Here is a 5,033-nt window from a genome sequence, read left to right on the forward strand (position 1 = left end):
TGGGCGAAGACCCGTTCGTCACTCTCGGCGCCCCGGGCGTAATAGTTCAGCCATTGCACCACCTCCAGGTCGTCGCGTCGGGCGAGCGCGGTGGCGACAATGGCGGAATCCAAGCCGCCCGACACCTCCGCCAACACCGGTCCACGATCTGCCGCCCAGGCGCCAACCACCCTGTCGACCAGCCGCACCAGTTGGCCCTGGACAAGGTGAAGGGGCTCCGACGTCGGTTCGACGAACCCTGCCGGCGCCCAGAGCCCGACGCGCGTCTCCCGCCCCTCGACTTGGCGCAGCAGTTGGCCGGGCGCGACGGCGCTGAGGCCTTGCAAGGCGAGTGGCCCGCTCAGACTGGCCGGCGACGCCAGGTGGCAAGCGATCCGATCCCAGTCGAGACTCAAGGGCGGGGCCAAGACGCTGGCCAGGTCGCGGGGAAGACTTGACGACACCACCATCAGGCCATTGCGGCGCCAGGTCAGGGCCTCGAGCCCGCCCGAGGGATCGCGAAAAATGGCCAAGCCATTGGCGTCGGCCAGCATGGCGACATAGCGTCCCCAAGCTTGCGCACAGAGGGCCGTGGCCTGTGAGACTGGTGAGCTATTTGAGGAAGCCGGCGCAAGATCGCGCACCGGGCCGCCATCGCGGTTCCAAACCTCGCCGATCAATAGACCACGCCCATCTGGCGACTGGCGCACGAGGGCGGGTCGCGCCTTGGTCACCAGCACCGCCACCTGGTCGGTACGCACCGCCCAGGTCCAACGCTCGGTCGCCTTGGCCTCCAGTGCGCCGATCAACGCCATCGCCGGCGCCTGGCTCAGATCTCCCCAAAGCACGACATAGTCAGACATCTGAGCTTAAGCCGTCATCAGCGGCGTGTAGGCCGTTAAGCGCGTCAAGGGATCGTCCAGCACCGTGGCCCCGATCTGCAGCCAGCAATGGGCCTCAAAGGGATAGGTCCGCACGCCAAACACCCAGGCGGCGTCGCACCTGGCCTGCCGCAACAGGGTCAGGAGCAGGAAAGCCCGGTGGAGACAGAGGCCGCGACCGACCGCCCAGGGCCAACGTCGTTGAAAGCGCGTCACAACGGCGATCGCCCGGTCGCAAGGCTCCGCCATGGGATCGTGCGGTCCCCAGGGGCGGTGTTGCGCCCAGCCGATCAGGTCGGCGAACGGCGCCTGATAGCGACGCGCCGCGGCGCTGGCCCAGGTCATCGTCAATCCGCCCAGAACATCCGTGGGCGCGACGGGCGCCCGGAGGCGGCCCAGCTCGCGTGCGGCCAGCGGCGCCATGTGGCGCGCAATCGCGATCTCCCCGATCAGGCCGGCCTGCTCAAGGGTGTCGTGGAGGGCGCGATCGGCGATCTCGATCTGCGCCCCACCGTCACACAGGCGCCCCGCCTCGGCCGCCCCGGCCAGGCAGACATAGGCGTCGCGGGCCACGTCGAGGAAGACCAGGTCAGAGCCCACCGTCGCGCCATGAACGCGGGCCGCCAAGGGCGTCATCATGGTTGAGGTCCTGGAATTGAGGAGGAGTTGGCGCCGGCTGACGCCGGCGCCAGGCCTTCAGCCGAAGTAGCGCAGGGCCTCTTCTTCGACCTTGTTGCCCTCGATCTCGCCTTGCGTCAGACGCTTGGCGCTGCCGAGCCGGATGATCTTGAAGATGGACATGGAATGTCTCCTGTTCACCGCCGGGATGACGGCGCGTTCAGGTGAACGGCGGTCGCCGATCTACACAACCTATATTTGTTTAATAGACTCTTGCTCGCCTAGATCGCGTAGCGCGCGGGCGATGAGTTCGGCCCCATCGCGGCGGCGGCGATGAAAACTGGCCACCACGCGAGCTTGATCGGGTGGGTCGGGGGTTCGAGCGAGATCGTGCAGAAGGCGACGGGCTTCGACCTCGGCGTCGTCGAACACCAGAGCCTCCACTCGTCGCGCCCAGACCAGGCGTTGCGCCAAGCTGCGCCGCCAGGTCAGCAAGACCCGATTGCCACAGGCGCGCACGAGGCCGTCAAAGGCCGCGTCCGTGACCTCCACCACCGAGCCCTCATCGCCGTCACGGTCTCCAGAGTCCACGCGACGCCCCGGCTCAGCGACAAGCATGCGCAAGCTCGAGAGCAGGGCCGACAGATGGGCCTCATAGAGGTCAGCCAGGTCGACGGCGTCGGCCGACCAAAGCCGGTAGCCGCCACCCTGTCGCACCTCGATCAGGCCCTCCCCCGCCAACCTTGCCAAGGCTTCGCGGACCGGGGTGGGGCTAAGCTTCAGCTCCGCGGCGAGGTCTTGGATGATCAGGGCCTGTCCTGGCCAGATCGCGCCGATGGCCAGCTGTCGGCGCAAATGCCCCAGGGCCTCGCCGAAGGGATCTCTTCGCAAACTCAAGTCACATCACCTGTCTCAACCTCGACGCCCCCCCCAAACCACGAGGGCAAGGTTAGGCGGCGAGGGCGGAGAGGCGCCCAAATATGTCGGATATAGATTGGGCGTCCGCCAGATCTCTGTGGGCGAGCGCTGCACGCCGCCCGCTCCGATTGAACCTGAAGGTTCACGCGCGGCTTTCGCCCCGAACCAGGGACGTCTCAATTTGAGTGTCCGCAGGATTCTTGCGGTTTGATTGCCAGAGCAGCGGATCAGCCTTGCCCAATTGCAACTGCCTGGGCGATCAGCAGATTTACAACCAACGCTCGTCCACCTCGTAAAACATACCTCAGGATTGTTTTTTAGCTTGTCGTCCACGGCCCTGCTCAAATCCCTGTCGCTCGCGCTTAAGGGCGTCCGTCGGCATCGCAAACTCACCGTCCTGCAGATCGCAAACAGCATGGGTCTTTCCAAGCGGACCTATGAGGAATTCGAGGCCGGCCGCACCGGTCTGCGTCTCGATCGGCTCGAAGCGTTTGCTAGAGCCACCGACAGCGACCCCCACGCGATCCTCATCTCGGCTTGGATCGGGACGCCTGATTTCGCCGCCGCCTGCGCCGAGACCAAGGCCATTTCGCTCCTGCTCTCTGCACTTGGACGGGCGCACACCGACCTTGGCGGCGTACTTGCCTATCTGACCGCCCGCGACGTGGCGGCCGCCTTCGGCGCGGCCTTCACAGACCTGATCGCCGCTGGCGAGGCGCGTCGAGCCAGGTCGCAGCCCATCTCAAAGACCTGCGATACTCAGGCGTTGAGCGACACCCCCCCAGATCCCACCAAACCTTCAGATCCAGATCGGAGAGGATCATGACCCCGTCCGCACGCCCCGTGCTCTACCTCCCGCAGACATGGCCGCACGTGAGCGCCCGTCAGCTTGAATGCTTGTTCTGGGTTCAGGAGGGAAAGAGCGCCAACGACATCGGCGGTATCCTTGGCATCTCCGGCCGCACCGTGGAGGGCCATCTGCGGCGGGCCTGCACGCTGCTGGGCGTAAAGACCCGATTTCAGGCCGTCTTACGGGCTCGGGACATAGGGCTGCTCGCACCGGAACAACCCTAGCCGCCCTACGGCGAACGGTGGCCGGGCAGGCTCTCGGCAGATAGAGGCCGCCGCCGCGCCATGTGCAGGTGCGCGGGCATCTCCATCTCAATCGTCCCGCCCCCGTCCCTCACCGCCTTGGCGACGGCCGCCAGCAGCGCGTCCAGCCGCTCTGGCCCCAGCGCCCGGTAGTCAGAGCGCGTGCGCAGATAGTCGACGAAGCCATCGGCCGTGTAGGTTCGCATGGCCGGGTAGACCCGGTGCTCGGCGAGCTCAAACAGTCCGCTCGCCGCCAAGCTCTGCGCGAACGCCCCGCCCGGCCAGTACCAACGCTCCGGCGGATCGACCCACAGCTGTGGCGCCAGCCGCCGATAGATCGGCTCAAACACGCCGAGGAAGTCCGCCGGCGGCGGCTGCGGCACATAGGCGAAGCAGGCTAGCATCCCGCCCGGCGCCAGCACGGCGGCGGCCTTGGGCAGGGCCACCAAGGGGTCGATCCAATGGAAGGCCTGGGCCGAGACGATCAGCCGGTAGGCTGACAGGCGCGGCGCCCACGCTTCGAAAGTCGAGACTGCGAAGTGCACGTGGGGAAAGGCCTCTAGCCTGTGCTTGGCCACCCCCACCAGCTCCGAACCCGGATCAATGGCCAGCACGCGGCGGCCGAAGGGCGCCAACCCTCGGGTCGCCTGCCCCGTCCCGCAGCCCAACTCCAGGATCGCGTCGTCGGGGTCCAGCCGGGCCTGCGCCATCAGGTCGACGAACAGGTCGGCCGGATAGCCCGGCCGGTGTGCGTCATAGAGATCAGCCACCTCATCGAAGGACCTGGCCAGGTGCAGGGAGTTATCGCTCATGTCGCGAACGATCCGAGATTGGGCGCACGCGATCAAACGACATCTCGCGTCCTTTCTTGTGATCTGACCTCACAGCTCCACCCAACATCGGGGCCCCAACCATTGCCTTGTCGAGGCGTGCGTCCTACCCCTGGCCACAACAAGCGGGACGGAGACGAAACATGGACGTGAAGGGCAAGATCGTTGTCGTGACGGGCGCCGCCGAGGGCATCGGCGCCGCGCTCGCCCGCCGCTTCGCGCGTGAGGGCGCGGCCCACGTCGCCGTGGTCGACCGCAACGAAGGCGGCGCCGCGGCCGTCGCCGCCGAGATCGGCGGGACCGCCTACACCGTCGATGTCTCCGACGGCGCCCAGGTCGCCGCCATGGTGGCCGCCGTCGAGGCCGCCCACGGCCACATCGACCTCTTCTGCGCCAATGCCGGGGTCGGCGACGGCGACCCGGATCGCGAGAACGCGGTCTCCTCCCCCGACGCCGTCTGGGCCCGCGCCTGGGGGGTCAATGTCATGGCCCACGTCCATGCGGCCCGCGCCGTCCTGCCGGGTATGGTCGCCCGTGGCGAGGGCTATCTGCTCACCACCGTCTCGGCGGCGGGCCTGCTGTCGCAGATCGGCGGGGCGGTCTATTCCACGACGAAGCACGCCGCCGTCGGCCTCGCCGAAAGCATCGCCATCACCCACGGCGACCAGGGGATCAAGGTCTCCATCCTCTGCCCACAGGGCGTCGACACCGCCAT

6 protein-coding genes and 1 pseudogene are annotated in these 5,033 nt (G+C 67.3%); 3 read left to right on the forward strand and 4 right to left on the reverse strand.

Annotated features, from left to right (window positions below; genetic code table 11):
* The 3 genes and pseudogenes from AAC997_RS13050 to AAC997_RS13060 all read right to left on the reverse strand — a co-directional run.
* Positions 1-842 (reverse strand): annotated as a pseudogene (locus tag AAC997_RS13050) (hypothetical protein); the annotation flags it as partial.
* A gap of 6 nt (positions 843-848) precedes the next feature.
* A complete protein-coding gene (locus AAC997_RS13055; protein ID WP_340646134.1) occupies positions 849-1,499 on the reverse strand; it encodes a lasso peptide biosynthesis B2 protein in 651 nt (216 codons plus the stop codon).
* A gap of 231 nt (positions 1,500-1,730) precedes the next feature.
* Positions 1,731-2,375 carry a GntR family transcriptional regulator gene (locus tag AAC997_RS13060; RefSeq protein WP_340646135.1) on the reverse strand — a complete coding sequence of 215 codons (645 nt, stop codon included), beginning with the start codon at positions 2,373-2,375 and terminating at the stop codon, positions 1,731-1,733.
* A 232-nt stretch (positions 2,376-2,607) separates the two neighbouring features.
* Between AAC997_RS13060 and AAC997_RS13065 the strand changes: the two genes are divergently transcribed.
* The gene (locus AAC997_RS13065) at positions 2,608-3,222 is read left to right on the forward strand and encodes a helix-turn-helix transcriptional regulator (protein WP_340646136.1); all 615 of its coding nucleotides are present in this window, start codon (positions 2,608-2,610) and stop codon (positions 3,220-3,222) included.
* Positions 3,219-3,470, forward strand: a complete 252-nt coding sequence (locus AAC997_RS13070; RefSeq protein WP_340646137.1) for a helix-turn-helix transcriptional regulator — start codon at positions 3,219-3,221, stop codon at positions 3,468-3,470. Before AAC997_RS13065 ends, AAC997_RS13070 begins: the two co-directional genes overlap by 4 nt.
* Positions 3,471-3,475: 5 nt before the next feature.
* On the opposite strand, the gene AAC997_RS13075 is transcribed toward AAC997_RS13070, so the two are convergent.
* Complete coding sequence (locus AAC997_RS13075; protein ID WP_340646138.1) at positions 3,476-4,300, reverse strand: class I SAM-dependent methyltransferase; 825 nt, start codon at positions 4,298-4,300, stop codon at positions 3,476-3,478.
* A gap of 161 nt (positions 4,301-4,461) precedes the next feature.
* Between AAC997_RS13075 and AAC997_RS13080 the strand changes: the two genes are divergently transcribed.
* Positions 4,462-5,033 (forward strand): SDR family oxidoreductase (locus tag AAC997_RS13080; RefSeq protein WP_340646139.1); only part of this gene is annotated, 572 nt, incomplete at its 3' end.

Origin of the sequence: Phenylobacterium sp. (assembly GCF_037968635.1) — a bacterium.
Taxonomy (GTDB): Bacteria; Pseudomonadota; Alphaproteobacteria; order Caulobacterales; family Caulobacteraceae; genus Phenylobacterium.